We start from the raw sequence: 26800 nt of genomic DNA, 5'->3' as shown, positions 1-26800 counted from the left end.
CAAGTGTTTCAGGATCTTGTGGCCCGGTCGGAACATCGCTATGAAGCGGAGGCCGCCGCGGCACCGGTCATCACCACCTCGCCCTTACGCCACAAACGCCATTCACCGGGCTGATAGATATCCCAGACCTCGTCGGTGGTGAGCGGCTCGGTCACGATCACACTGACGATGTCGTTGTGGGTGGTCTCGGATTCGAAATCGACAATGACATCGGCATCTTTCAGACGCGCCGGGCCAAACGGCGCTCGGCGGGTGATGCTGGCCATCTTGGTGCTGCAGTAGGTGAACAACCAGTCGCCGTTGCTCAGAAGGAGATTGAACACGCCCTGGCGGGCGTAGTCCCGGGCCAAACCCACCAGACGCTCGACGATGACCTCAGTCGCGGTATCGCGATCACAGTCCCGGCGCAGGTGGTTGAGGATGTCGCAAAACAGCGTCTCGCTGTCGGTTGCGCCGACCGGTTCGTAGAATCCAGGCGACGGCCGGAAGCCGGTGAGCTGGCCATTGTGGGCAAATACCCAGTAGCGTCCCCACAACTCCCGGATGAAGGGATGGGTATTGGCCAGGCAGATTTCACCAACGTTTGCCTGCCGGATATGGCAGACGGCCACTTCACTCTTGATCGGGTGGGTCTGCACTACTTCGGCCAGGCGCGAATTGGCACTGGCGTCAGCATCGTGGAACGCCCGCACACCCTTGCCCTCGTAGAACGCCACGCCCCAGCCGTCTTTGTGGGGCCCGGTGTCACCACCACGGCGGGTCAGGCCGGTGAAGCTGAAACAGAGATCGGTGGGAGTGTTGGCACTCATCGCCAGCAGTTCGCACATAATCGGGGCTATTCCTCCAGGATATAGGTAATGCCCCAAGAGTAACCGATTTAGCCCGTCCGGCCAGCGGAAATCCCTCGCGCCGGGGTCAGCCTGGCGCCATCGGCCCGGGCGACGCAGTTACGGCCGGCGCGCTTGCCAGTGTACAGACCCCGATCCGCCATGCGGAACAAGGCCTCTGCACTTCGGCCGTGTTCCGGCCATTGGGCGATGCCAAAGGAGGCGGTCACCCGAATGCGGGCCTCACCGTATGACAACTGCCGGTCAGCAATGCGCTGACGCAGTTCATCAACCAATTCAAAGGCGACCGCAGACTTCACATCCCGGATTATTAAACCAAATTCCTCACCGCCCAGGCGACCGACCGAATCGGTGACTCGCAGCCGTTCGCTCAGGCGTTGCCCGATACTTTGCAGCACCCTGTCCCCGGCCTCGTGGCCGAGGGTATCGTTAACCAGCTTGAAGTGATCAATATCCATGAGCACCAGCGCAAACTCAGTGCCGCTGCGCTCGCATTCGGCAATGGTCCGGTTGAGCGTACTCTGGAAACTGCTTCGATTGGCCAGGCCGGTGAGGGCATCGGTCTGAGCCATATCCACCAACCGCTGCTCCGATTCTTCCCGGCGCTGTTCGTAGACATGCATGAAGGTCAGCATGAGTACCGCGCACAGCAACAAGTTGAGCAGATCAATCAATACCTTGGCGTCGCCCATGTCGCCAAGGTGGCGGTAGTAGATGAATGCTCCCACCAGCATGAATGGCAGCGAAAGAATCATGCCCTCGTGCTTTCCTAATAAAAGGTACGCCAGGACCGGAATCATCAAAACCCAGACGAAGGCCGAAACCGAAGCCTCAGGCAGCACCATGATGATCAGGAAAAATGAGAACAGCAGTACCAGGTAGGCGTAGATCCACTGCTGCAGGAAATCGGTAACCTGCAGGCGCCAGACCCCAAAAAACAAAAATGCACTGGCCACCAGCTCTCCGGCTGCTACCCACCAGTAACCGTTCAGGACCTGCAGGCACGAAAACACAAGCAGCGCCGCACCGGTGATGGAAAAAAGCAGACGCATCAGGGAGCGGCGATGGCTGTCCCTGAGGCCTGAACGACTTTGTTCGAGGGTCGCCCCCAAATCCGTATGGTTCGGCGTTTTCATGCTGTGTCTTCCCTGGCTGATCAGCAAGTATAGACCGTACTTCGAGCCTGTAAACTCACCCGTTTTCGGTCTGCACAGCAATCAAAACAGGGTCCAGAGGCCCTCAGCGATATAGGTTCTTGCGGGAGAATCGCTCCACCAGCGGCTGGTAGGCGGCGCCCAGCAAACGGTTGATGGCCTCGATACCCCAGGCGTCCGGCCCCACCAAAATCCGGGATTCGTCCTTGAGGATGCCCTTCACGATAGTGGCTGCGGCCTTCTCCGGTGTGGTGAGCGCCATCTTGTCAAAGCCCTTGCGCTGCGCCGCGGCGTTCTCGGACTTGCCCATACGCGCCGAGTTGGCGATGTTGGTGCGAATGCCACCGGGGTGAACGCAGCTGACCGCAACTGGTTGCTCCTCCAGCTTCATTTCCTGACGCAGAGCCTCGGTAAAACCGCGCACCGCGAACTTGGCAGAGTTGTAGGCACTCTGCTTGGGCACACCAATCAGGCCAAATACGCTGGATACGTTCACCACATGACCATCACCGGAGGCAATCAGATGCGGCAGGAAGGCCCGGGTGCCGTGGGCAACGCCCCAGAAATCAATGTCCATGACCCACTTGAAGTCGTCGTCGGTCATTTCCCGGATCGAGGCCGACAGCGCCACTCCGGCGTTGTTGATCACCAGATTGACCTGACCAAAATCCGCCGCCACCGCGTCTGCATGGGCGTAGATGGCATCCCGGTCGGACACGTCCAGCTGATAACTTCTGACTTCCACTTCTTCCAGCCCGGCTACCGTCTCCGCCAGCCCGATTTCATCAACGTCCGACAGCGCCAACCGGCAGCCCCGGGCCGCCAGGGCTTTGGCCAGTGCACGCCCGATACCCGAGCCCGCGCCAGTAACAACGGCAACCCTATTGGTCAGATCCTTCATGGTCACACGACCCCTTTTGTAGGTGTTCGGAAAGCTTGGTGAGTATTCAAACAGACTGATACCTTACCAGTTGCCTGGACGCTGAATATGGCCCCAGTCGACATCACCAACAGACACTGCGGCCACCTTGGGACGCCATTGCCGGAATTGGGTACAATCGATTTCCGTCGGCCGGCGAGTACCGTCAGCCCTCCACCTCTGGACAATGGTAGCTGTATATGGAATGGAGTCTTACACATTTCTGGCTGATACTGGCGCTGGTTCTCAGCCTGGCCGAGCTGACTTCCGGTGTTCTGCTGTTGCTGGCGCTGGGCATTGCTTCAGCCCTGACTGCAGTGCTGGCCTTCATTGGTTTGCCGTTCGAGTGGCAACTGGTGGGCATGGGAATTTTCTCCGGCGTACTGGTGCCCGTTGCCATCCGCTGGATCCGGCCACGATTCTCCCCCAAGGGCGTAGCCTATGGCACCACTGGTACGGGCGTTGAACACGGCCGACGCTACCGCACCCTGACCCGGGACTTCGACAGCGCTAGTGGCATTAAGGTAAACGGTGATTTCTATCGCCTGCGGGTCGAAAGCACCGGCAGCACAGAGCTTCCGCCAGGCACCGAGGTTCTCTTCAAGCACTTTGACGGCACGACCGCCGTCGTTGAAACCATCACTCACACGGAGCAGTAAACATGGAGTCGTTCATCTCACCGGGGCTGGTGCTCAGCCTGGTTTTTGTAGTCATCGGTATTTTTATCATTGCCAAAGGCCTGGTGATTATTCGCCAGTCAGAGGTAATGGTCATCGAACGTCTGGGATCGTTCAATCGGGTTCTGGAAAGTGGCGTCAATATCATCATTCCATTCATCGAGCGGCCCCGCCCGATCACCATGATTCGCTACGTGCGCATGGGCGAGGACTATCATCCGGTCACCAGTGACGAGACCCGTATCGATCGCCGGGAAACCGTAATGGATTTCCCCGGCCAGCCGGTGGTCACCACTGATAACGTCACGGTCAAGATCAACGGCGCACTCTACTACCAGATCATCGATCCGCGTCGCGCCGTATACGAGGTGGCCAACATGAGCCAGGCGGTTGAGGTTCTGGCCAAGACCACCCTGCGTTCTGTGGTCGGCAAGATGGAGCTGGATAAGCTGTTTGAATCCCGCAGCGAAGTAAACAACGCCATCCAGGCCGAGATGGAAGAGCCGGCCTCAAAATGGGGCGTAAAACTGACCCGGGTGGAAGTTCAGGACATCAGCATGCCGGAAGAAGTTGAAGAGGCCATGCGCCTGCAAATGGCCGCCGAGCGCAAACGCCGCGCCACCGTTACCGAGGCCGAGGGTGAGAAGGCGGCAGCCATCGCCATGGCCCAGGGTCAACGGGAATCGGCAATCCTCAACGCCCAGGGCGACAAGGAATCCGCCATTCTGCGCGCTCAGGGTGAGCAGGAATCCATCCGTCTGGTCCTTAGCGCCATGGGCGACTCCGAAGACAACAAGCAAACCGTTATCGGCTACCTGCTGGGTCAAAGCTACATCAAGGCCCTGCCGACCATGGCCAAAGACGGTGAACGGGTATTCGTGCCCTACGAGTCTTCCGCCCTGCTCGGCTCCATGGGCATGTTCCGGGAGCTCGCCGGTAGCCCGGAGGACACTGTGCGCCAGTCGCTAAATCGTGATGGCCTGCGTGGTGGCCTGGTCGGTTCCGCCGCCGACGCCTGAGAGCAGGGGCTGCCTGCTGGAGCAATTACTCCAGCAGGTTATCCAGTGGCTTGTCATAACTGGGCGCGAATACGTCCATGAAATACGCCACTTCTCGCAGCCCGTCCTCGTCGAGACGGGCCTTGATCTGATCCGCTGCCGGCTCGAACTCACTGTTGCCGGCACGAATTTCCGCCTGGCATTTCAGCCACGCCGACAACCGGTCGGCCGCCTTGATCAACTCCTTGTCTTCCGCTGGCAGTTTGGATTCCCGGACGTAAGGCGCGAAATCGGCGCGCAGATCCTCAGGTAACAGCGCCAATAATTCCCCTTCCGCCTTGTGCTCAATGTCGCCAAAGGCTTCACGCATCACTTTTGAGTGATATTTGACCGGCGTTGGCATATCGCCGGTGATCACTTCCGTAGCATCGTGGTAAAGCGCTGCCGCAGCGATCCGATCGGCGTTGACCTGGCCGCCAAAGTGGCGGTTACGGATCAGGGCCAGGGCGTGGGCGAGGGTGGCCACTTCCCAGGAGTGGGTAGCCACATTTTCCTCAATGGCATTGCGCATCAATCCCCAACGTCTGATCCAACGCAGGCGTGAAACGTAAGCAAAGAAGTGGCTTGCGGCGTGAACCATGTTGCACTTTCCTATTTTGCATAACTTTATAATTGAAAGGTTCAGTCTTGGTATGCCGGGTGTTAGCCTGAACATGTACCAATCTGCTACACAATCTGGGTCAAGCATGTCAGTCCTTTACAGACTAAACCGAATCCTGACACTGGTCGTTGCCGCACTCTTTCTGGGCGGACTTTCGACGGTACAGGCAAAAACCGTGATTACCGTGGGTGCCTACCATTTCCCTCCGGTTGCAGAGGTTGATAAAGACCATAAACCTCAGGGATTGCTGGCCGATCTGATCCAGGGACTCAAAGCGGCCCACGACGACATCGACCTTCAAATCTTTCACACCTCGCCCAAGCGCCGGCACCTCGATTTCGACGCCGGCCTGTACGATGTGATGTTCTTCGAAAGCCCGGACTGGGGCTGGACCAACCGGGATATCACCGTAAGCCGTCCAATCCTGACCGATGAAGACTTCTACGTTGCCCTGAGAAAGCCCGGCCGGGACCTGGATTTTTTCGAAGACATCCGCAACCGTAATCTGATTGCCATATCCGGCTACCACTACGGATTTGCCGACCTCGAAAACAACACCAAAACGCTGCAGAACAACTTTAGAATCGAGTTTTCCGACAGCCACAGCCGTAACCTCAAATTGATCAAGGCTGATCGCCCCTCGGTGGCGGAGGTGGCGATTATCAGCCGGGCCTACCTGCAGCGGCACCTGTCGAAGCAACCGGAAGACTGGCGGCAGCTATTGATTTCTGACCGGCTCGATCAGCGTTACGAACTCCGAATTATTGCCCGCAAACACGGCCCGGTCAGCGCCAGCGACATGATGCGTCGGTTAGAACCGCTGGTGGCCGACGGTTCTTACCGGATGATGGTCGAAAAGTGGGGGCTGCAACTCCCCCCCAGTTTCCTGACCAACTTCAAGTGACGCTAACGGACGTCCAGGCTGAATTGCACGGTCACCGCGCCACGTTCATCCACCGACGCCTGACGCGACGGATCGAGCATGAACAGCTGGTCCGCCGGTACTTCATGAGTATCCAGCAACACGGTTCTGACCGCCCGGCCCCGGGCTGAAGCCAGATTGTTCAAGGCCTCTGGCGGCAAGGTGCGTTCACCAGCCAGGTAAGCCTGACGGGCAGCCTGCCAATCACTCTCCGACAACGGCCTGGTACCGCCTGCGGTCAGTTCTTTGCGCAGCAGTGCCAGGCCATCGGCTTCGGGCGCGATTCCGCCACGAACACTCAGCAGCAGATTGGGACGGTCCAGAAGGGCATCAGCCAGCGCCGCCAACTTGGCGGGCTCATCCTCCGCCAGTTCAGTGCTGCCGGGCCTGAAACTGACCTGCCCCAATTCGTTGCTGTTAAAACCAGCCAGGTCGGCGATAGACCCCAGCATGCCGAATGGCGAAGAGGCCGCTTTCGCAAGCACATTCACAAAGGCCCGCATGACCACCCGGCTAATGTTGAACTGCGGATCAGAAAAATCACCGCTGATTGGCAGCTTTACTTCGATAACCCCGTCCCGGTCCCGGAGCAGCGCCAGCCCCAGTGACACCGGGGCATCGACGGCCTCAGCGCTGACTACTGGCTCGCCAAGCTCGAGACGGTCCATCACCACCAGGTTGGTTCCGTCCAGCCGGGTGCCAGTGATTTCATAATTCAGATCCAGATTGAGCTTGCCACTGTCGACCTCATAGCCAATGTAACGGCCGAAATAGGGGCCCAGTTCCGGCAATGACAATTCGGTCATGGCCAGTTTCATCTGACTGACATCGTCGGTGCCCAGTGTGCCGAGATTACCTGAAAAATCGAGCTTGGCCACCTCACCGACACGACCGCTGATTCTGACCTTGCCCTGTTGCGGAGGAATGTTACTGAGCCCGGTCACGCTGCCGGACAGCTGGTCAAAGAGCGTGGTGAATACCGGTTCGATGGAGCGATCGGTGTAGGCGATCTCGCCCTGCTCCAGCATCAGTTGCTCGATCCGGAAAATGAAGCCTGGCTCGCTGTCGCCATCGTCCCCGGCAGCATCGTCCGGACTGGAACGGAATATCCGGGCCAGGTTATGACTACCGCTGGCGTTGCGAACCACATTAACCTTCGGCCCGGTCAGCGTCACCGTGCCGATCTCAAGCCGGGCCGGGGCAACGTTGTATTCAATCGGTGCCAGGCGCAGGGTCTGCCAGGACAGGAGCCGGTTGTCCTGGTCCTGGAGCTGAACTGCCAGCCCGGCCACCTCTGCAGTGCCGCTAAAGGTCCCTGTTAAGGGCTCCTGCTGGCCATCGAGATCCAGGTTGCCATCCAGCCCGAGGGTGCCACCGGCAATGCTCAGGTTGGCGCCCTCCTGGAGATAGGGCTCGAAGGCAGTCAACGCAATCTCTGAGCCGGACACCGCCGCTTCCAGGGTGAAGGGTTTTGGCGTCAGCTGACCGTCGACGGTGAGCCGGCCACCGCTGGCCAGGGTTGCCTCGGCCCGGTAGTTCACCGGCTCATTCAGAGTGTGATCCAGAGACCCGACCGACAGCGACAACTGCTCCAAAGCCAGATCCACCGGCGTTTCCGTTTGCTGATCCCGCCACCGCAACTGGCTCTCAGACAGGGCGATTCCCGCGACTGACCAACGGAATGCCGATGCCCCGGACTCTGACGCCTCGGTTTCCGATGCCGACTCATCGGCGGTCTGCGAGAAGGGCGCCAGCCAGTCGATGGCGCCGGACTGACCCCGGGTCACGGCGAGCCGAAGTCCTTTCAGGCTTACCTGGCCCACGTCGGCCTCCAGAGCATTGAGGTCAAAACCGATCTCATCGACACCAATGGTGCCCGAGGTCAATTCCGCTTCCTCACTGTCCTCATCAATGGCGATGGCCAGCTCATCCAGTGACAGACTGCCATTGCGGGTCACCAGCAGGAACCGTTGCCCGATCTGCAATTCGTAATCGGAACTCAGGCTGACCTTGCCACCGCGCAAATCGTAGGGCAGATAGGGTGCCAGGAAATGCTCCAGGGTTTTGAATCCAATCCCACTGACCTTGACCGAGCCCTTGGAGTAAAGCGGCGCCAGGCTGAGGTCGCCCTGCCAGTCGATAGTCTCATCGCCAAAAGCGGCTTGCAGGCTGTCATCACTGACCTGCTCATCCCGGGGCCAGCTGGCGAGGTCATTCAGACTCAGGTCGAGCGGGCTGATCCGGAATTCGGCCGGCTCCGCCTTGCTGAAATCGCGAAATAGAAGCTCACCGCCATTGATACTGATCTGGCCGAAATAGAACCGGGGCAGGGCAGACTCGTCATCGGTCGCGTCGCGGTCGGCAGGCTGGTCCGGGGCCGGATTATTGCGCTGCCAGTCCCGGACAAAATTGACGTTGTAATCCTCCAGAAGGTCCAGACGAACGAACGGCTCCTGAAGCTCAATGGCTTCAAAGCCTACCGTGCCACTGACCAGCTGAACCAGGTTCAGATCCAGCGCCAGGCGCTCAAAACTGAGCACCTTGGCGTCATCGCTGTCCTGCGCCGACAGCCCTTCAGCGCCAACGGTGAAGGTGAGCGGATTGAACGAAACATCGTCGACCTCGACCTGCCAGCCCAGTCGCTCAGCCAGCTGATCGGGCAACGCCCGCTCCAGCCACCAGGGCACCAACAGGAAACCCGCCAATACATACAGCGCGATGAGCACCAATAATCCCATCGTCAGGTAACCAATCAGGCGGTTTGCTCGACGGCTCGCGGCCACAGATTTCTCCTTCTCAACAGCGGGATACGGGGCGTGCGCCCCCTCTGCTCAATAGGATAGTCGGGCGGGACCCGTTTTGTCAGCCGCTGCTGAACCCGATATGCTCAGCGATCGTAAAGGACATCGTTACGTGATGGCGAGGAACGTTCTATGGACATCGGCGATATGCGTCGTGATTTTGAAAGCGAGGGGCTCGATCGCGACGCCCTCAATGACAACCCTGTGCGTCAGTTCCACCACTGGTTTGAGGACGCCCGGGAAGCCGGCATCCTGGAGCCAAACGCCATGTCCCTGGCCACCGCCGGCAGCGACGGCATGCCCGATCTGCGCACCGTGCTGTTGAAGTACTTCGACGACAAGGGTTTTGTGTTCTACACCAACTACGGCAGCCGAAAGGCCCGGGAGATCGATGAGAACCCTCGGGCAGCCCTGTTATTTCCCTGGATTGGTCTGAATCGTCAGGTGTGCATTCAGGGCAAAGTAGAAAAGGTCAGCAAGGCCGAGTCCCTGCGTTACTTTGCCTCCCGCCCACGGGGCAGCCAGATTGGAGCCTGGGTCTCTGAGCAAAGCAAGGTCGTCACCTCCCGGGGCTTGCTGGAGCAGAAAGTGGCAGAGCTGAAACACAAGTTCAGCGAAGGCGAGATACCGCTGCCCAGCTTCTGGGGCGGTTACCGGGTGGTGCCCGAGCGCATCGAATTCTGGCAGGGCCGCCCGAGCCGATTGCACGACCGATTCGAATACCTGCGCAATGGCGATGGCTGGTTGATCCAGCGTCTCCAGCCCTGATCTGACCCTGGCAGCGACTCGCCGGAAAATAGGAGTACAACACCCGATGCCAGACATGGAACGCTGCCCCTGGTGCGGCACCGACCCGCTCTATGTACACTACCACGACACGGTCTGGGGCCGGCCGGAGTACGACGACTTGGCGCTGTTCGAAAAACTGTGCCTGGACGGCCAGCAGGCCGGGCTCAGCTGGATTACCATCCTGCGCAAACAGGGCAGTTACCGGGAAGCCTACGACCACTTCGACCCGGAACAGATTGTGCACTACGATCAGGCCCGGATCGAAGACCTGCTCACCAACCCTGGCATCATCCGTAACCGGCTGAAAGTCAATTCAATCATCAAGAATGCCCGGGGCTTTCTCGAGCTCCGGGAGCAGGGTATCGGGTTCAGCGATTTCCTGTGGTCGTTCGTGGGTGGCAGCCCGATTCAGAACCGCTGGAACCGCATCGACCAGGTCCCGGTCACCACTCCCGAATCCGAGGCCATGTCCGCGGCCCTCAAGCGCGCCGGCTTCACGTTTGTCGGCCCCACCATCGTCTATGCCTTCATGCAGGCCACCGGGATGGTGAATGACCACCTGCTGTGCTGCCCCCAGCACGAGGCCTGCCAGTTGCTCGGTGACTGATCCCATAACGCTCCAGGGTCGTAAGACTGCCTATATCTTCAACTCCTCGGAGCGTCATCGTGAGAATCACCCTGGAAGAACTGAGAACCAGCAATGACCTGGTCATTGACCTGCTGGAAATCATCTCCCTGGAAGGCCAGCACTACATGGCACGCCTGACCGTGAGTGGGCGCCAACTGCTGCTGTCGGACAAGCGCGGCATCACCAGTCTGTTCCGCAGCGCATGGCAGTTGCAGGATACCCTTGCCGCCATTCGGGTGCGGGAAACCCAGGTCGTCCATCCTTCCGCCTACCACGAAATGGTGGGCATGGAGCCTGCGGAAATTGAACCCCTGCGCATCCGTGTTCAGAAAGAGAAAGAGCAGAGGGAACAACCGTGATCGCCGTAGCGCGACTGGCGATCGTCGTTGGCATCGCTGGGCTCTTTCCGTTCATTGCCGCCGTCGCTAGCCTGTTCCTGTTGCCACAATTCAGTGTCACGGCGATCTCATGGTTCTATGTCTACAGCGCCGGCATCCTGGCATTCATGGCGGGGGTGTACTGGCCGATTGCGATGCAGCTGGAGAATTGCTCCTACCCGCAATCGCCCTTCGTTACTATGGTGCTAAGCCAAATCTTTTTCATCATCGCAGGGGTTGGGCTGCTGCTGCCGACACTCGGGCAGGTGGTGCTCTACAGCATCGCCTATCTGGCGCTGTACGCAGTTGATGTGCGCTGGATGCGGGTGTACTGGCCGTCCTGGTATTTGCGCATGAGGCTGGTACTAACGCTGGTCGTTCTGGTCTGCCAGCTGACGGTCGGGACGTGGTATGTGCTGCTGCATGGTGTCTGATCGATAAGGGCTTCACGCCCTTACCGGCTATTGGTTTGAACCTTCAGGCTCCCAACATATCTTCCAAGCCGTTGAAGCTGGCTTGCAGCTTTTTCAACGCGGTCTTCTCGATTTGACGCACCCGCTCCCGACTGATGCCCAGGTCGTCAGAGATGACCTGCAGGGTGTCCGGTTCGGGCAGGCCCAGACCGTATCGGCGCGACAGTATCGTTTTTTCCCGATCATTGAGTTCACTCAACATCGCGGCCAGAGTGCGGGTGTTGTCGCGCTCAGACATCGAATGGTCTGGCGCGGCCTGCTCGCCACTTTCCAGACTGTCACCCAGCGTAACCGAGCCGTCCTCAACCAGCGGTACGTCCGTGGAAATTTCCCTCAACGCCAGGGCTCTGAGCTCACCGATTCGTGACGGCGACGCTTCCATCTCCTGAGCCAGCTCCGATTGCGACGGCGTGCGGCCCAGATGCTGATGCATGCTCAACGACACCTTCTGCAATTGCCGGATCTCGTCAACGACGTTTTCCGGGGTATGCACCAGGCGGTTGCCCCGCTGCAGGCAACGCTTCACTTCTTCGCTGATCCACCAGTAGGCGTAGGTGGAAAACCGGAAGCCCTTGGTGGGATCAAACCGTTCGGCGCCCTTGATCAGGCCAACATTGGCATCCTGGATCAGATCCGACATCGGAATACCGTACTGGGAATAGCGACGGGCAATGTGCACCGCCAGTCTCAGGTTGCTCTGAATCAGCTTGCGGCGACAGGCGGTGGCCAGATGAAAGGCCCGACGGCTGCGCGATGAGAAGGCACACGCATCGCCCAGGCTGCCGACAACGGCCCTGAAGGTCTGGGGCGTATCCTCCGGCAGCGCCAGTTCGGTGCTAAGCACGCGGTAACACAAGATCAGTTTGCGACAGAGGCGGCGCTCTGCCACATCGGTTAAGAGTTCATACCGGGACGCATCCCTGAAGTACAACCCAACCAGGGAATCCCTTTCGCCATCGTTGGCTGTAGTCGGAGACGGTCCTAGCTTATCGGTCTTACGCATAGCTTTGGTACCGGTCAGAAATTTAACAAGAATACGTCCGAGGGGCACTGATGGATTTATCAGCAGAGGGGCCGGAGCCGGCGTTTTGGACAGGAATCAGGGGGCCTGAAAACAAAAAAGCCCGACCGCATGGCGGCCAGGCTTTTCAGAGGAGATGCGGTTACTCGATTGAGGCCGCGACGATCGCGTACTCGTGATTATGGGGTTCGATCAGAACCTCATGGAGGGCCGCAATCGCCTTCTCGTAATGGTCTTCATCCACCACAAACTGAATGTCCACCTGGCGCATGCACTGGTGAATCGCCAGCACGCTGATCTCGTTGTCCGCCAGCGACTTCACCGACCGGGCCAGAATACCCGGCACCTTGATGTCACTGCCAATCGCAGACACCAGTGACACCTTGCGAGTGCTGATCTCAGCGTTCGGGAACTCTTCCTTCAATGCGCGCACCACCCGCTTCACGTGCTTGAGCGTGCTGCCCACATAGTGAGTGATGGTGTTGGCGTTGGTGTCCTTGGCCATGAAGCGCACCTTCAGGCGACTAAGCACATCCAGAATCCGGCGGTCGGAACCGGGCTCGCCCTGCATGTCCTGGTCGAACACTTCGATGGCAAACGCACCCTTGGCGCCGGCGATGATTTCCACCTGAGGCGTCTCACTGACGTAATCGCCGGTGATCAGGGTGCCGGTGTGCTCGGGCTCGAAGGTGTTCATCACCCGCAAAGGAATTTCATTCTGGCGCATGCCCTTACCGGCACGGGGATGGATCGCTTCCATGCCCAGATTGGCCAGCTGGTCAGCAACGTCGTAGTTGGTACGACCCAGCGGTACCACCTTGTCCTCACCAACAATGTTGGGATCGGCGGAGCTCAGGTGATATTCCTTGTGGATGATCGCTTCCCGGGCCTCGGTGATCACCGCGACACGGCTGAAGGTCATCTCGCTGTAGCCGCGGTCGAAGGTACGCATCAGACCTTCTTTGCACTGGGCATAACCGGTGACGATAGGCAGTTCCCGGGTCAGGTCGACAGCGTCAAACGCCTGCTTGAGCTTCTGGTCCAGCGGCAGCAGCTCGGCATCACGCCAGCCGGTCAGGTCGACAAACCGGGCGTTGATACCTTCCTGTTGCAGCTTGAGTGCGGTGTTGAAGGCACTGTGGGCCTCACCGATGCCGGCGAGCATCTCCCGTACCGTCAGCAGATGTTCCTCGAGCTGGAACTGGCCGTAGGAACACAGACGCTGCAAGTCGATCAGGCAACCCCGGACGCCTTCGATCCGGTCGGTAATGAACTGGTCGGCCTGCTGCTTGAGCATCGGATCTTCGAACAGATCACCGTTCAGGTCGGTGAGAAACTTCACCAGCTTGGTGAGATCGTCGCCCCAGGCCCAGTCCGACTCGGCATCAGCAAACAGGGCATAGACCCCGGGCTCGCCCGTTTTCTTGTGCTCCAGCAACTCGTTGGTAACGCCGCCATAGGCGGATACCACGAAAATACGCTGGTAAAGCTCGTCCTTGCTGCGATTACCAATAATGATGTTGTCTCGGACAGCCTCGTAATTGCTCATCGAGGTGCCGCCGATTTTCTCAACGGTGTGCTGTTGCGTAGTCATAGGTTTGCCTTCGCTATCCTGCAGTTTGAAAGATCTGGGCTGGCCGGGGAGGCGGAGCGTCTTACGACGCCTCGCTGACCCCTTCCTGCACGATCTCGTCAACGCTTTCCGCCAGCAGAGCGGCGCCCTTCTTCAGATCGTCTTCGCTGGTCGTCAACGGCATCAGACACTTGATGACCTCGTCGTTCGGACCGCTGGTCTCGATGATCAGGCCACGCTCAAAGGCGCGCTTGGTGATCGCACCGGTCAGATCGGCATTCTTTGCTTCGATGCCGCGCATCAGACCTCGGCCTTTCATTTTGAACTGACCAGGATACTTGTCGCAAATCGCCTGCAGGGCATCACCCAGAACCTTGGTCTTGGCTTTCACCTCGTTGGCGAATTCGTCGTCTTTCCAGTAGGTCTCTACCGCAGTACGTGCGGTGATGAACGCCATGTTGTTACCACGGAAGGTGCCGTTGTGCTCGCCCGGATCCCAAACATCCAGCTCCGGCTTGAACAGCACCAGCGCCATCGGTAGACCATAGCCACTCAGGGATTTGGAAACCGTGACGATGTCCGGCTTGATGCCTGCGAACTCAAAGCTGAAGAATTCACCGGTACGACCGTTACCCGCCTGGATGTCATCCAGGATCAGCAGGATGTCGTGTTTCTTGCACAGATCCGACAGGCCTTTCAGCCACTCAGCACGACAGGCGTTCAAACCGCCCTCACCCTGCACGGCTTCAACAATGACTGCCGCCGGCAGCTCAAAGCCGGACGAGCCATCGGAGAGCAGCTTGTCCATGATCTGCAGGCTGTCGACGTCTTCGCCCAGGTAACCGTCGTAGAACATGAAGTCGACGTTACCCAGCGGGGTGCCAACACCACCGCGGTGATGCTTGTTACCCGTGGCCGCGACCGCGCCCATGGTCACACCGTGAAAGCCGTTGGTGAACGAGATAATGCCGTTCCGGCCTTTTACTTTCCGGGCCAGCTTGAGCGCGGCTTCAACACAGTTGGTGCCGGTAGGGCCGGTGAACTGCATCTTGTAGTCCAGACCACGGGGATCAAGGATGTGCTTCTTGTACGACTCAATGAAGTCGTGCTTGGCCGTGGTAAACATGTCCAGGCCCTGGCTGACGCCGTCTGCCTCGATGTACTCAAGCAGTGCCTTCTTCAGGATGTCGTTGTTGTGCCCGTAGTTCAGGGAACCGGCACCCGCGAGGAAGTCCAGGTATTCCTTGCCATCTTCGGTGTACAGGTGCGCGTTTTTCGCACGATTAAAAATCACCGGGAAGGCACGGCTGTATACGCGTACTTCTGACTCAGTGGACTTAAAAATTTCCATTATTTTCGCCTCTTAGCATGTAAGGTTCGAGGTAAATGCGCGGGGGGCCAATCTAGCAGTGCGTCAAACAGTGAAGTGCCGATCGCAATAAAGCCCGCCGTGCGTTGGTTAAAGCTGAATGGCAGACCTACCTCAGCGGTCTGCCAGCTTGTCCAAACACAGTCTCACAGTCGTTCACCACCGGACATGGGCCGGCGTGGTGGACCGGGGCTCTCAGACAGGCTTCGTGAAGGGCCCGATGCGCAGCAGGAACTCAGAATCGTGCTGCCCACCAAAGTGGGTCTCTTTCTCGAAGTGCTCGTGATAGGTGAGCTCAGCTCCCAGATCACGGGCGAATGAGCGGAACAGCGCCCAGGAAGCCTCGTTGTCAGCGGTGATCGTCGTCTCCATGTGCGTCACAGCTTTGCACGCATCACGGCCAACGATTTCTTTCAGCATCCGCTTGGCCAGGCCTTGACCACGACCTTTCTCGTGAACGGCCACCTGCCAGACAAACACGGTCTCGGGCTGTTGGGGAGGGATGTATCCGGAGATAAAGCCGACCAGATCGCCTTCCTTCTCCGCGGCCACGCCGGTTTCGGCAAAGTGGCTGCACTGCAAGAGGTTGCAGTAAATAGAATTGGGGTCCAGAGGCGGGCATTCAGCCACCAACTGGTGCAAACGGAAGCCATCATCCTTAACCGGTGTACGGAGGGTGATGGCGGTGGTATTCGAGCCTTCAGATGTCATAGCGTGATCTTTTTGTCTTAAAAAGTTAGTGCAGAATTATATAGACCACAAAATATATATCAAGTCAGCGATTCGCTGCACCCACCTGCGGCCCCCGAATTCATCTATTCAGAATAGCCCGGTTTGTCGCTTTCGCCAGTGACAAATTGGTTAGAAGACCGAACCAAAAACCGCCTGCTCCGGTGCCAGGGACGCGCCCTGAACGATGCGGGATCGATAGGAGAGAGCCGCATCTGAACCGGCCGGCCATAAGCCATCAAACTGCGGCAGCCAGGCCTCGAGATCGAAGGCCACGGGCACCAGGGAAATCCGGACGCTGCCCTGATCATGGCCGACAACAGCGCCACCTACAGGGGCTTCGGTGCTGATGCGGGTAATCAGGCCGCGGGCATCGGCGTACAGATTACCCATGCCGGCCGACCCGTTATTGACCACCGTCCGCGTCCGCTCCCCAACCCGTCCCGACCACAGCACCGGCAGGCAGGTATGGGTGGAGGCAATGACATCGGCATCCGTGGCCTGAAACCAGGCCTGCACGGCAGAATCGTTGCCGGCACTGAAGGCCTCATGGGCCAGACCCCAACCAGCCAGGGAGTCCGGGTCACCATGCACAACCAGAATCTTTAGGCCTCCAAACATCAGGCACAGATAGCGGGGCTGGCGCGCCAACTGATCCTGAAGTTCCGGGTGGTGGGCGGCTATACCCTGAAGTCGGGTCATGATGCGGTTCGACCGCTCTACCACGCCCTGGTCAACAAAGTCCGGGTAGGCACAACCACACCCGGCCTCGTCGCTGGGATTGGCCAGCTCGAACTCGACATTACCCAAGCTGACAGTGTGCCGGAGCACCCGACGGTTAATGTCCTGAAACAGCTCGTCACTAGCGTTGAACCAGTTGAAATCGCCGTTGAATACCAGCCGCACCCGGCGCCCGGCCTGCTCCTCGGCCCGGGCCATGCGTTCGATCTCCGTCAGGGCTTGGGGGTTGCCGTACAGACCGCCAATAACGTAGATCACGTCTTCCGAGACGGGTATTGGCTCGGCACACAATTGGTCGGCCCGGTACCGGTATGCCAGTGGACAACTTCGACCTTCGGTCATAACGCGGCCTCAGGCCTCGCCAGCTGCGAGCGAGCGACCGGCCAGGCGACGCAGCAACAGGGGCAGGAAGAAGCCACCAGAGCAGATCAGGAAGCCGTAGGCGTTCACACCCAGCAACATGGCGTACTTGCCCTCGCCAATGGCCCAGCTGGCCGGAATCAGCCCCACCGCCAGCAACACGCCAAGCGTCAGCCCGGTCCAGAAACTGAGGTGGAAACTCCACGGCGACCACTGGGTAAAGCCGTAGAACAGGAACACCGGACCCAGCCCCATCACCATGGTGCCGGAGATGGTGGTGGCCTTGAGGATATCGGTGCCGGCGAACATCGGCAGGTTACCGGCAAAGGCAAATATTACCATCACCACCGCGCCAACCCGGATACTGGGCAGCCGGTCCTTGGCCCGACGCGCCAGCCGCGGCAGATCCACCGCCAACGATTTGGCCAACGAGGTAAAGGTGGAATCCAGCGTCGAGCCCGCTGAGGTCATCATCACCACGCTCATGAAGAACAGCGCCGCCAGACCCAGCGACTGACCCACTGCGGCCGGGGCATTGCCCATGGCGTCAATGCCGTTCAGACGGGCGTGCACGCCCACCAGACTAAAGATAAAGACCGCAACAAAGCCGAGCAGACCCGCCACCACAAAACTCTTCAGCATCGTCTTTTCCTTGTTCACGAAACCCCGGTCGGTCAGGACCGGATCGTGGAACGGGTAGCTGAACATCTGCAACAGCGCGACCAGCAACAGGTCAAAACCGGCATCCAGCCGGAACTCGCCGTTATTAAGCAGGGCACTGGTGTCGTTGGCAGGAATGATCAGGAACAGCACGGCCCCGACAAAGAACACGAACACCACCGCCTGAATCACATCGGTGAAGATCGACGACCGCAGCCCGCCTTTCAGGCTGTAGGCCAGGGTGAAGATAGTGAACAGCATGGCCGAGACGTAGTACTCCCATTGCCCCGGCAGGCCAAAGTAACCGCCCACGACGGCGGTGTTACTCCAGACCTCGTTGTACAACCGGATCAGAATCGCCGCGGCGAACGCCAGTGACGCCAGCCGCCCAAAGCGCGAAGTCAGGAAGTCCTGAAGCGAACGGGCCCCGGTCTGGGTCCGGATCAGGTAGATGATGTAGCCGGCCACCGGAATCGACAGCCAGTAACTGGCGTAAGCCAGGCCGCCGGTCACCCCGTAGGCAGCACCCAGGTTAGCGGCATTGGTCACCGACTTGGCGAAAATCCAACTGATGAAGATACTGGCGGTCAGTGACCACTGACCAACCGGATTGCCCTGATCATCGGCGCCCTTGTAAAACGAATTGGCGTTCTTGCTCTTGGGCGACAGCACGTACATCACAACGCCGTACACCACCAAAAAGCCCCAGAACAGGGCGCCTTCAAAAGTTGTCATCTCTCACTTCCACTCTTGTATTTAGAAGACCGCACCAAGGTCAGCGCGGTCTGTGGGGCGGGAACTTTTCTCCGCCAGGAAAAGGTGTCTGAGCAAAGCGAGTTCTTTTCCCAAGGAGAAAAGTTCCCGCCCCACAGGCCGCCAATACCCAACTAGCAGGCTACGATTATCAGCCAGGCGCCGAACAACTCGCCCCAAACCGGTAACAGGAAAAGCACCGGTGATGCCGCAACATAACCCGCTCATCCATACTCTCGGCCAGCGTACCGCCCAAATCGTACTGCGGATCGTCATCCACCAGCGTGCAGGCAAATACCCGAACCTGATCGCCCTTCTTCACCAGCATCCGGGTATAGGTGCACATGAAGTGGCCCCGGCTGTCTTTGGTCGGGAACTTCTCCATGCAGGTCTCGGTAATTTCCGGACTGCCGTCCTCGGATCCTGGCGTTCCGAGATCCGGAAACGCGGTAAAGGCCAGGTTTTCGGCAATGTTCCACTCCCGGAAGATGGCGCGGAACTCCGCCTCCACTTCCGCCGGAATCTCATCCGGATCGGTCTGACGAGCGATGGAAACCTTGAAGCCCTGTTCCAGCAGCCAATGGATTCCCTCCAGCGCCTGATCAAAACTGCCATCACCCCGATCCTTGTCGTGGCGTGCCCGGCTGGGGAAATCGAGACTGACCCGAAAATGGATCGGGTAGGGATTATCCAGCAGCGGCAGCACCTGGTGCTTGCGCTTGAGCAATGGCTCGGTGGCGTTGGTCAGCACGAAACAGGGCCGGTGCTGGCTGGCGTAATCGAGAATATTGACGAAATCCCGGATCACGAACGGCTCGCCGCCGGTGAACGAAAACTGCTCCACACCCATCTCCAGGGCTTCGTGGATAAACGGCTCCACATCGCTAAGCTTCATGCCCGGAATACGGCCATCGCCCGGGTGTGAGCCCTCGAGGCAGAACGGACACGCCAGATTGCAGGCGGTGCCGGTGTGGATCCACAGCTCCTTCAGGCGATCGGCGTCAATGTAGCCACGCGGATCGCCGTTGCGGGTGTGGGTCCAGCTGTCCCGCGCTCGGGGTTCAAGCACTTCAACCGCCGGAATGCGCTTCCGAGCCGGCCGTGTTTCAGTCAGGGGCATATACGCTCCGAGATTCTTTGGTGTCTTTGCCACGGCGCCAGCCGTGCAGTTTTTCCAGCAGATTCAACACGCCCTGAGGCGCGTGGGCCCGTTTCCATTCCCCGGCGGCAAACTTGGCCGACTCGTTCCAGGTGGGATAGGGATGAATGGTGCCCAGAATCTTGTTCAGCCCCAGACCATGCTTCATGGCCAGGGTAAATTCCGCCAGAATTTCACCGGCGTGAGTCCCGACGACCACCGCGCCCAGGATCTTGTCCTTGCCCGGCTGCGTCAGCACCTTGATAAAGCCATGATCGGCACTTTCGGCAATGGCGCGATCGAGATCATCCAGACCGTACCGAGTCACCTCGTAGGCCACGCCCTGCTCCTTGGCTTCCGTTTCACTCAGCCCAACCCGGGCCACCTCCGGCGAGGTGAACGTCACCCAGGGCATAACCCGATAATCCACCTGGAACCGCTTGAACTGGCCAAACAGTCCGTTCACCGCCGCATACCAGGCCTGATGCGCAGCGGCGTGAGTGAACTGATACGGGCCAGCCACATCGCCACAGGCAAACACATTCGGGTAGCGCATGCTCATATCTTCTTCCACCGGCACCGTGCCGTTGGGCAGGGTTTCGACCCCGATCTTGTCCAGACCCAGATCCCGGGTATTGGCCGCACGACCAACAGCGACCAGTACCTGGTCAAAGGCTATACGCACCCGTTCGCCCTGATGCTCGCAGTACACCACCTTCTCACCGTCTTCGATGGCGAACTCCTTGGCCGCATGCCCCAGGCGCACGTCGATGCCATCTTGCTCAAACTGGCTCTTGATCAACTCGGAAACGTCACTGTCCTCTTTCATCAGTAACCGGTCCGCCATCTCCACCTGAATCACCTGGCTACCGAGGCGGGCAAAGGCATGGGCCAGCTCCGAACCGATCGGCCCTCCACCCAGTACCAGCAACCGTTCCGGCTGGGTTTCCAGGGACCAGAGGTTGTCGGAATTCAGCGGCTCCATCTCGGCCAGACCGGGAATCGGCGGCATCGCCGGCTTGCCGCCGGTGGCAACAACAATACTGCGAGCCGTCAGGCGCTCGGTATGGCCATCGCTGTGGGTAACTTCCAACTCCCAGGGCGATACGAAACTGGCGTGGCCCGAGATGCAGTCGACGCCAAGTTTCCGGTAACGCTCCGGCGAATCGTGGGGCTCGACCTTGGCAATGACGTTTTGCACCCGATCCATAATGGCCTTGAACGAGCCTTTGACCGGCACTGCCTCAAGGCCATATCGGTTGGCATGGCGCAGGGTGTCCGCCGCCTTGGCACTGCGAATCAGCGCCTTGGACGGTACACAGCCGGTGTTCAGGCAGTCACCGCCCATCTTGTGCTGCTCAATCAAAGCCACCTTGGCCTTCACCGCGGCCGCAATATAGGCCGACACCAGGCCGGCGGAGCCACCACCGATTACCAGCAGGTTGTAATCAAACGACGCCGGTTTCTGCCAGCCGGCATACACCCGGCGCCGGCGGATAAAGCCGACCACGAATTTCGCAATCAGCGGAAACAGGCCCAGCAAGGCAAAGGACAGCAGCAGGTCGGCCGAAACGATGTCACCGGTGGACTCGATCTGCGCCAGTTGAGTGCCGGCGTTCACATACACGAAGGTACCCGGCAGCATGGCGGCCCAACTGACCAGCGCGTAAGTGCGCAGTTTCATGGCGGTCAGGCCCATGGCGATGTTGATCAGGAAAAACGGGAAGGCCGGCACCAGCCGCAGGGTGGCCAGGTAGAAAGCGCCGTCTTTTTCGATGCCCCGATCCATTCGCGCCACCGTGCTGGCGTATTTTTCCCGCAGGGTGTCGCGGGCCAGGAAGCGAGCCACCAGGAAGGCGATGGAAGCGCCGATGGTGGAGGCGACAGACACCGCCGCCAGGCCATAGACATTGCCAAAGAACGCACCACCAGCGAGGGTCATGATGGTCGCGCCCGGCAACGACAGCGCCGTCACCGCAATGTAAATTACCATGTAGCCGCCAACCGCCATCCAGGCATGGTCGACAATCCAGGCATCCAGGCTCTGCTGGTGGGCTTTCAGGGCATCGAGGGTCAGGTATTCCTGGGCTCCGCTGCTCCAGAAGGCCGCCACTACAACCACGATGGCCAGAATCGTCAGCCACTTTTTCGCGTTCATCACATCATCCTTTGCTAAACATTGGTTACGTCATCGACGCTAAAATGGAGCCGTTGTTACAGTTCCTCGAGAAAAAAGTTCCCGTACTGACATAATTCGCATTAAGTACAGAGTACGTGAGTCAGAAGCAGTAAAGGTCACAAATTAATAACAATCCCCTCAAAAATCTGGTTCCTGATCTAAGCTTGAGAACAAAATCCACGTTCAGGCCAATTTATCGGGAACCTGAGCCGCCCAGCGCGGACCAATGGCTGAACAACCACCAATCGGCAGAGAGCGACCGTGAACGCGCACCCGGATCTTGATGAAAGCAGACTGGTTGAAGCCCTGAAGCGTGGCGAACAAGCCGCCTTTACCGAGGCCGTCTCGACCTATACCGCCGGCATGCTCGCGGTTGCACGCTACTATGTTGATCCCGCCAACGCCGAGGAAATCGTGCAGGACTGCTGGGTCACGGTGATCGACGCCATTCGACGTTTCGAGGGCCGCTCGGGCCTGAAAACCTGGCTCCACCGGATTGTGGCCAATCGCTGCAAAAACCAGCTGCGGACCAGCCACCGCGAGATCACTACCGACTTTTCAGAACGCCTGGAACCAGAGCTGGACAGCCGGTTCAAAGCCTCGGGCCGCTGGGCCACGCCACCAAAGTTGCGGTTTGACGAATCCGCCGACGCTCTGCTGGAGAACGGCGCCCTGAGCGATTGCCTCGACAAGCACCTTGGCCACCTGCCGGAAAATCAGCGTTCGGCTTTGATCCTGTACGAAGCGCACCAGCACAAATCCGATGACGTCTGTAACATTCTCGATGTCAGTGCATCTAACCTGCGGGTTATGCTTCATCGTGCGCGTCAGAAAATCTTTCTGATGGTGGAAACGTTTCAGGAGACCGGCGAATGCTAATGTGCCGCGAGCTGGCGGGGATTGCCAGCGACTACATAGACGGCGAATTGAGCACCGGCAGACGCCTGTCCGTGCAAATGCACCTGATGATGTGCCGCCACTGCCGCTCATTCATCGGCAATCTACGGGCGAGCACGGAACTGCTGCGGGGGCATTCGTCCGCGCGCGTTGAACAGTCAGTGATTGATCGCATCAACCATTGCGTCACTGAGGCCTTGAGCCACCGCCCCGAGGCTCCTGACGCAGACCCAGATTCGGACCGTTAAGCCTTGTTCGCCAATGCCGGTTCAGGCGATGGCAACCAGGACAGGGCCCGTCGCTGTTGCTCCCCGGTGAGCGCCGCCGCCCAGCTATCCAGATCCACCGGAATGGTGCCGGTCACTTCCAGCCGCCGATCTTCCAGAACGTCTGCCAGTGATCGCCCGCTGTCCTCGGCCAGCACCTGGTCACGGTGGCGCAGCAACGCTTCGACCTGGGGTCGGTAGCAACGCACCATCGCCGTGAGCCAGCGATTGACTGGCCAACTCGGGTAAGCGTGGTCAAGATTGAACCGATCCAACGACGCAATTACCGATGCAGCCCCGAGCCAGCTTTCATCGGTAACCCAGCGATTGACCGCAAACAACTCGGTAGGAAACCCCCAGGCATCCATGGCGATCGCCACCAGGTGCGCGACCCGATCCTTGCCCACAGGGCCCAGCACAGGCTCCGCCTCGCCGGGCAACGCCGAATTCCGCAAAAACAGATGGAAATGGCCATGCTCGTCATGGTCGCTGCGGTGGGCATGGTAGTAGTACTGAGATGCCGTAGCGGCATCGAAAACATCGTCCTTGGGGTAGTGATCCAGTTCGTAGAACGGCCCCTGGCCCCGCAACACCTCTCCGACGATGTTCAGGCCGCCTTTTTCCAGCACCCGGTAGCATTCCCGAATCTCGCTGATCGCCGCCAGGCTGGTTCGAATCTGCTGGTCACTGATGCTGGTGAGCTCCGGTGACTGAAGCTTAATCAGTGTTTTCTGCGTCATACCTGTCTCCCTCTTCCATTGCGCCGGTTCCGATGGCGTGTGGCCTTAATGAACCAAGCGCCACCGGATTCCGGTCAGCATCTCGCCTCAAGCCGCCGATGCTGCCGTGGCTTTCAGCTGTGCCGATGCGCATGGATTCTTGGCCGCGCACGGGTTTTTGGTGGCACACGGGTTCTTCGTGGCGCAAGGGTTCTTGCCCGCACACGGGTTGCAGGCACCGCATTTACCGCCTTTCAGGGCGCAGGGATTGGCCGCCAGTTCAGTCTGTACCTTGGCCATATACGCCGTTAACGCCGCCAGTTGCTCGCCGTCCCAGGGCAAAGGTTCCGTGGCCATGGGGCGAACCATGCAGATCTGGACCATTTCGTCGAGGTGCACGGTTCCCATGCCAAAGACATCCCGGGCCATGGCCACCGAGTGCGGATAGGCTTCGGCAAAGGTGGCGTTATAGCCGGCGCCGTTGTTGTGGCAAGTAGAGCAGGCCAGGCCGTTGCTGCTCAGCGAGGTGTCGTTGAACAGCTTCTTACCCATGGCCACCAGGGCGCAAGGGTTGCCCTCATACGGCTGATAGCCGGCCGGTCGCGTTACCCGTTTGGCGGCGCAGGGATTTGGCTTGGCGGCGCACTTGCCAGCCGCGGCACAGGGATTACAGCCTTTCGTGGCACAAGGGTTACAGCCCTTGACCGCACAGGGGTTGCAGCCCTTAGTGGCACACGGATTCTTCACCGCGCATGGGTTTTTGCTAGCGCAGGGATTCTTGGCCGCGCAGGGATTCTTTCCGGCGCAGGGGTTGCACCCTGCCTTACACTGCTGCGACGCACCGCATTTACCCTTGCATGGCGAACACGGGTTACAGGCTGCTGCAACACCGCCGCCACCGGTCAGCAAGGCGGTCACCAGCAACGCCGACCACCAGTTGCTGTGCCGGTGTTGCTGACTGGCGCGAATCGCTTGTCGTAGTGGGTGGATTTTAGTCATGACATCTCTCCCTGATCACAGAGTTAGTGGCGAAGCCTCAAAGCTCCGCAACCGCCTTATCAGGCGGTTATCAGTGAGACACATGATTTACTCAACCATTACAGAATGCAGGCAAATTAATTGCTCTCGAAGATTCCGGTGTCCGGATGGAAGGTGTACCAGGCGAACCAGAACGCCCGGGTGGCGGGCAGCAGCGATCCATCTTCATCCCGGAGTTCCGCAGAGGGGGTATCCGGATCGTAGTGAACGGTGACCGGCTTGCCACCAACGGAGTCCTGCAGCACGCCATCGTGCTCGGCCAGCTCCGGAAACGGCCAGGCCTTGGCCTCGCCGTTGTGACGCCAGCCCAGCACCCAGGTTTTGGGGTGGTATTTGCGACTGGTCTGGGTCACCGGGAAATAGATCCGCTCCGACTGCTCGTAGTTGCCGTAGGGCGATTTTCGGTAATCCCGGCCGTAGCCGGTGTCGGTCGACAGCACTTCCCCGTTGTCGGCAGCCCGCGCCTGCCACGCCTGCCAGCGCTCGTGCCGGACCGGCACGTGCTGCAATTCCTGGCCTGCCATTGGGCCTGATACCGCGCGCCCCTCAATCTGCGACCACAGGGACTCGGTCTGGTGGTCGTACATCAAAAGGTCGCTGTTGTAGAGCAGACCGGAAACGCCAAAGGTCAGGTGTTGGCCGTCGACCACCGGATCAAAGCCAATGCCGGTGCCGCACAGCGGGCAGAAAGTAATCACCAGGGGCGGCACCTGATTGGGCAGGTTGACGATCTCGTGCCAGTTCAGGATACCAATCGGAAAAGCCCGGCTAACGCCCGCACCGTCGTAGGTCAGCATCAGGTCCTTGGGCTGCCAGGGCTGGCTGCCGTCAGGGCGCTCAAACCTGGGCCGCTGTATCGCCGGGATACCGTCCCGGGGCGGTCCCCCGCGCATAATCTGCTCCGGCGGAATCAGTGCCGATTCCAGATTAAAGCCGTTCTTCTGCTGGGCCAGCAACTCCATCGGTCCCAGTAGCAGACACAGCCCGGCAGACCAAACCCATTGCCAGAGAGGTATTCCGCGAAGCCGCTCCGTTCTCGTATCCATCGTCCACCTCCTGGCCTCAGCACGACTAACACCGAACCGCACCCTTTGTTTTCATTAGGGCATCTTTGTTACGACACACGAAGGCTGGTTTTGTTACGGCCGTGATCCGAGGTCGGCACGGCCCCCCTCTGTCCGCTAAAGTAGGGCTAGGAAACAGGAGAGGAATACATGGGCAGCATTTTGCGCTGGCTGTCAGGTTGGCTTGCCAAGTACCTGACCAAGCAGATCACCGAGAAATCGATACCGACCTCCACCTATCGGCAGCTGGAGCAGGCATTGCGACCCGCTGATGTGCTTCTGGTGGAGGGCGACACCCGTATCAGCGTCGCGATCAAATACCTGACCCAATCCACCTGGTCTCACAGCGCCCTGTATCTGGGCCCCGATGCTGGCTTGGGCCAGAGCAACACTGGTGAGCCCAATGTCCTGATTGAAGCCGACCTGGAACAAGGCATTCGCGCGCTGCCGCTGTCGTACTATCGCCACAGCCATACCCGGATCTGCCGTCCGGTGGGTTTGAACAGTGACGACATTCAGCAACTGACCGGCTTTGCACTCAGTCGGCTCGGCAACACTTACGACCTCAAAAACGTTTTCGACCTGGCCCGGTACCTCTTACCCACACCGCCAGTGCCCACCCAGTACCGCCATCGGCTTCTGGCGTTCGGCAGTGGCGATCCGACTCGGGCGATCTGCTCCACCTTCCTGGCCGAAGCTTTCCAACAGCTACGCTACCCTATCCTGCCCCTGATCCGGATGGTGCCTGCCGACGACCCCGACTGCGCGGATTGTACCCGGGTCGCCTATCGAGTCCGACATCACTCCCTGTTCACACCCCGAGATTTCGATGCCTCGCCGTTTTTCCAGATAATCAAGCCGACTCTGACGCCAGACTTTGACTATCACGGACTGGCTTGGGAAGATCGCTTGAAACATCCCCCGCAAACGCCATAACGCACCCAGAGCAAACCAACCTCTAGGAAAGCCCGTATCGATGACCGGTCCAGGCTTGCTAAACTATTGGCAAATTCGATTTCAATCTTCATTCTTATGCGCCTGCGCAA

Annotated in this window: 26 protein-coding genes; 10 read left to right on the top strand and 16 right to left on the bottom strand. The window is 59.2% G+C overall.

Features of this window, described 5'->3' with window-relative positions; genetic code table 11:
• Positions 1-38: 38 nt before the first annotated feature.
• The 3 genes from QUE89_RS00795 to QUE89_RS00785 form a co-directional block, all read right to left on the bottom strand.
• Complete coding sequence (locus QUE89_RS00795; protein WP_286221411.1) at positions 39-827, bottom strand: class II glutamine amidotransferase; 789 nt, start codon at positions 825-827, stop codon at positions 39-41.
• Positions 828-877: 50 nt separating this feature from the next.
• On the bottom strand, positions 878-1984 hold the full coding sequence (locus QUE89_RS00790) for a GGDEF domain-containing protein (RefSeq protein WP_286221410.1): 1107 nt from the start codon (positions 1982-1984) through the stop codon (positions 878-880).
• 103 nt (positions 1985-2087) lie between these two features.
• The gene (locus tag QUE89_RS00785) at positions 2088-2903 is read right to left on the bottom strand and encodes an SDR family NAD(P)-dependent oxidoreductase (protein WP_286221409.1); all 816 of its coding nucleotides are present in this window, start codon (positions 2901-2903) and stop codon (positions 2088-2090) included.
• Between the two features lie 218 nt (positions 2904-3121).
• Here QUE89_RS00785 and QUE89_RS00780 point away from each other — a divergent pair, with 218 nt between their 5' ends.
• Both QUE89_RS00780 and QUE89_RS00775 read left to right on the top strand, forming a co-directional pair.
• Entirely contained in the window at positions 3122-3580 is a 459-nt protein-coding gene (locus QUE89_RS00780; RefSeq protein ID WP_286221408.1) for an NfeD family protein, read from the top strand.
• Between the two features lie 2 nt (positions 3581-3582).
• Positions 3583-4617 (top strand): SPFH domain-containing protein, encoded by a 1035-nt coding sequence (locus tag QUE89_RS00775; protein ID WP_286221407.1) that lies wholly within the window; start codon positions 3583-3585, stop codon positions 4615-4617.
• A 25-nt stretch (positions 4618-4642) separates the two neighbouring features.
• On the opposite strand, the gene yfbR is transcribed toward QUE89_RS00775, so the two are convergent.
• Positions 4643-5236: a 5'-deoxynucleotidase gene (gene yfbR, locus QUE89_RS00770; RefSeq protein ID WP_286221406.1), complete on the bottom strand. Its 594-nt coding sequence runs from the start codon at positions 5234-5236 to the stop codon at positions 4643-4645.
• Between the two features lie 106 nt (positions 5237-5342).
• Between yfbR and QUE89_RS00765 the strand changes: the two genes are divergently transcribed.
• Entirely contained in the window at positions 5343-6161 is an 819-nt protein-coding gene (locus tag QUE89_RS00765) for a substrate-binding periplasmic protein (RefSeq protein WP_286221405.1), read from the top strand.
• Positions 6162-6163: 2 nt separating this feature from the next.
• Here QUE89_RS00765 and QUE89_RS00760 read toward each other — a convergent pair whose 3' ends face one another.
• A complete protein-coding gene (locus QUE89_RS00760; protein ID WP_286221404.1) occupies positions 6164-8962 on the bottom strand; it encodes a DUF748 domain-containing protein in 2799 nt (932 codons plus the stop codon).
• A 150-nt stretch (positions 8963-9112) separates the two neighbouring features.
• Between QUE89_RS00760 and pdxH the strand changes: the two genes are divergently transcribed.
• The 4 genes from pdxH to QUE89_RS00740 are packed head-to-tail and all read left to right on the top strand — an operon-like array spanning position 9113 to position 11208.
• A complete protein-coding gene (gene pdxH / locus QUE89_RS00755) occupies positions 9113-9748 on the top strand; it encodes a pyridoxamine 5'-phosphate oxidase (RefSeq protein WP_286221403.1) in 636 nt (211 codons plus the stop codon).
• A 46-nt stretch (positions 9749-9794) separates the two neighbouring features.
• Positions 9795-10376: a DNA-3-methyladenine glycosylase I gene (locus QUE89_RS00750; protein WP_286221402.1), complete on the top strand. Its 582-nt coding sequence runs from the start codon at positions 9795-9797 to the stop codon at positions 10374-10376.
• Between the two features lie 59 nt (positions 10377-10435).
• The gene (locus tag QUE89_RS00745) at positions 10436-10756 is read left to right on the top strand and encodes a DUF6482 family protein (RefSeq protein ID WP_286221401.1); all 321 of its coding nucleotides are present in this window, start codon (positions 10436-10438) and stop codon (positions 10754-10756) included.
• Complete coding sequence (locus QUE89_RS00740; protein WP_286221400.1) at positions 10753-11208, top strand: DUF3429 domain-containing protein; 456 nt, start codon at positions 10753-10755, stop codon at positions 11206-11208. Before QUE89_RS00745 ends, QUE89_RS00740 begins: the two co-directional genes overlap by 4 nt.
• A 43-nt stretch (positions 11209-11251) precedes the next feature.
• On the opposite strand, the gene QUE89_RS00735 is transcribed toward QUE89_RS00740, so the two are convergent.
• The 8 genes from QUE89_RS00735 to QUE89_RS00700 form a co-directional block, all read right to left on the bottom strand.
• Positions 11252-12250, bottom strand: coding sequence for a sigma-70 family RNA polymerase sigma factor (locus tag QUE89_RS00735; protein ID WP_286221399.1), 999 nt, complete (start codon positions 12248-12250; stop codon positions 11252-11254).
• Positions 12251-12410: 160 nt separating this feature from the next.
• On the bottom strand, positions 12411-13862 hold the full coding sequence (locus QUE89_RS00730; RefSeq protein WP_286221398.1) for an aspartate kinase: 1452 nt from the start codon (positions 13860-13862) through the stop codon (positions 12411-12413).
• 61 nt (positions 13863-13923) lie between these two features.
• Complete coding sequence (ectB, locus tag QUE89_RS00725) at positions 13924-15192, bottom strand: diaminobutyrate--2-oxoglutarate transaminase (protein ID WP_286221397.1); 1269 nt, start codon at positions 15190-15192, stop codon at positions 13924-13926.
• 213 nt (positions 15193-15405) lie between these two features.
• Positions 15406-15921, bottom strand: a complete 516-nt coding sequence (ectA, locus tag QUE89_RS00720; RefSeq protein WP_203299068.1) for a diaminobutyrate acetyltransferase — start codon at positions 15919-15921, stop codon at positions 15406-15408.
• A gap of 150 nt (positions 15922-16071) precedes the next feature.
• Positions 16072-17022: a metallophosphoesterase family protein gene (locus QUE89_RS00715; protein ID WP_286221396.1), complete on the bottom strand. Its 951-nt coding sequence runs from the start codon at positions 17020-17022 to the stop codon at positions 16072-16074.
• A 9-nt stretch (positions 17023-17031) separates the two neighbouring features.
• On the bottom strand, positions 17032-18435 hold the full coding sequence (locus QUE89_RS00710; RefSeq protein WP_286221395.1) for a sodium:solute symporter family transporter: 1404 nt from the start codon (positions 18433-18435) through the stop codon (positions 17032-17034).
• 169 nt (positions 18436-18604) lie between these two features.
• A complete protein-coding gene (locus QUE89_RS00705; protein WP_286221394.1) occupies positions 18605-19573 on the bottom strand; it encodes a radical SAM protein in 969 nt (322 codons plus the stop codon).
• Entirely contained in the window at positions 19560-21749 is a 2190-nt protein-coding gene (locus QUE89_RS00700) for a dihydrolipoyl dehydrogenase family protein (RefSeq protein WP_286221393.1), read from the bottom strand. Before QUE89_RS00700 ends, QUE89_RS00705 begins: the two co-directional genes overlap by 14 nt.
• A gap of 282 nt (positions 21750-22031) precedes the next feature.
• Between QUE89_RS00700 and QUE89_RS00695 the strand changes: the two genes are divergently transcribed.
• Both QUE89_RS00695 and QUE89_RS00690 read left to right on the top strand, forming a co-directional pair.
• Positions 22032-22649, top strand: a complete 618-nt coding sequence (locus tag QUE89_RS00695; RefSeq protein WP_286221392.1) for an RNA polymerase sigma factor — start codon at positions 22032-22034, stop codon at positions 22647-22649.
• Complete coding sequence (locus QUE89_RS00690) at positions 22643-22915, top strand: zf-HC2 domain-containing protein (protein ID WP_286221391.1); 273 nt, start codon at positions 22643-22645, stop codon at positions 22913-22915. The genes QUE89_RS00695 and QUE89_RS00690 overlap by 7 nt, the downstream gene beginning before the upstream one ends.
• On the opposite strand, the gene QUE89_RS00685 is transcribed toward QUE89_RS00690, so the two are convergent.
• The 3 genes from QUE89_RS00685 to QUE89_RS00675 all read right to left on the bottom strand — a co-directional run bounded on the left by QUE89_RS00685 (position 22912) and on the right by QUE89_RS00675 (position 25736).
• Complete coding sequence (locus tag QUE89_RS00685) at positions 22912-23673, bottom strand: DUF6969 family protein (protein ID WP_286221390.1); 762 nt, start codon at positions 23671-23673, stop codon at positions 22912-22914. The two genes, QUE89_RS00690 and QUE89_RS00685, sit on opposite strands and share 4 nt — an antisense overlap.
• An 87-nt stretch (positions 23674-23760) precedes the next feature.
• The gene (locus tag QUE89_RS00680; protein WP_286221389.1) at positions 23761-24651 is read right to left on the bottom strand and encodes a cytochrome c peroxidase; all 891 of its coding nucleotides are present in this window, start codon (positions 24649-24651) and stop codon (positions 23761-23763) included.
• A gap of 116 nt (positions 24652-24767) precedes the next feature.
• Positions 24768-25736, bottom strand: coding sequence for a DUF3179 domain-containing protein (locus tag QUE89_RS00675; protein ID WP_286221388.1), 969 nt, complete (start codon positions 25734-25736; stop codon positions 24768-24770).
• Between the two features lie 168 nt (positions 25737-25904).
• Here QUE89_RS00675 and QUE89_RS00670 point away from each other — a divergent pair, with 168 nt between their 5' ends.
• The gene (locus QUE89_RS00670) at positions 25905-26690 is read left to right on the top strand and encodes a C40 family peptidase (RefSeq protein WP_286221387.1); all 786 of its coding nucleotides are present in this window, start codon (positions 25905-25907) and stop codon (positions 26688-26690) included.
• The last annotated feature ends 110 nt before the right edge of the window (positions 26691-26800 follow it).

This window comes from Marinobacter sp. LA51, from assembly GCF_030297175.1.
Taxonomy (GTDB): Bacteria; Pseudomonadota; Gammaproteobacteria; order Pseudomonadales; family Oleiphilaceae; genus Marinobacter; species Marinobacter apostichopi.
Note: the sequence above shows the minus strand (reverse complement) of the source record. Positions and strands in the feature narration are given on the sequence as shown.